The sequence below is a fragment of the Kocuria subflava genome, from assembly GCF_012163155.1.
Lineage (GTDB): Bacteria > Actinomycetota > Actinomycetes > Actinomycetales > Micrococcaceae > Kocuria > Kocuria subflava.
On record NZ_JAAVUN010000097.1, the window covers coordinates 1 to 871 of the forward strand.

An 871-nucleotide genomic window follows, 5' to 3' on the forward strand; every position below is an offset into this window, starting at 1 on the left:
GAGGTCTGCGAACGCGACGGCCTGGACTTGTTCACCATGCTGTTCTCGGAAACCCAGGGCCGGGCTGTCGTTGCCGTTCCGCGTTCCGAGGAAGTACGTTTCAAGGACATGTGCACGATGCGCAACTACCCCTTTGCGCGCATCGGCGTGGTTGACGCCGTCAACGACGCCCTCGATCTCATGGGAGCCACGCGGGTTCCTCTGCCGGGACTGCGCCAGGCCCACGAATCCACCCTCCCCACGTATTTCGGCTGACCGAAACACTCAGCCGCACGGACGATCGAGGTCATCATGATCGATTTGCCGTTGGAGCCGCCCCAGGCCCACGAGGTCCGAACCGAGCGTCTGGTCATGCGCCCGTTCACCGTGGACGAGATCACCGCCGTGATCGACGGCGTCCACCTGGACCATTTCGCGGAAGAGTTTCCGATTCCGGAAACGGTGGACCAGCTCAGGGACGTCGCGCAGGCGGGCGGGTACTACTTCACGGAGACGCTGTACTCCCCGCTGGCCTGCATCGAACTCGAATCCGAGAAGGTCATCGGCTCGACCGGTTTCGCGTCAGCTCCCATCGACGGTGCCTTGGAGATCGTGGGTTTCCTGGTTCCGGACCGACGGCGGATGGGTTTTGCCGCGGGAGGTCTGCGGTCACTGATCACCCTTGCTTTCGAGGATCCTGAGGTGTCCGTGGTTCGGGCCTCCGTCCCGGAGGACAGCGCGCACATCGAGGATTTGTTGAAGGCAGCAGGCTTCACTGTCGCCGAGACAGTGGGCCCGGAAACGGAATACCGGTGCGAACGGCCTTGGGCTGAGCGGACACCGGGTGGGCAATTACCGACAAAGGCTTACGCGCGCGGCTCCGCAGCCACTC

2 protein-coding genes are annotated in these 871 nt (G+C 63.5%); both read left to right on the forward strand.

What is annotated here, in order from left to right:
• Positions 1–255, forward strand: a 255-nt coding sequence (locus tag GTW58_RS13145; protein ID WP_245195270.1) for an AIR synthase-related protein, incomplete at its 5' end; no start/stop codon positions are given.
• 36 nt (positions 256–291) lie between these two features.
• On the forward strand, positions 292–871 hold a 580-nt coding region (locus GTW58_RS13150), incomplete at its 3' end, for a GNAT family N-acetyltransferase (protein ID WP_168023565.1).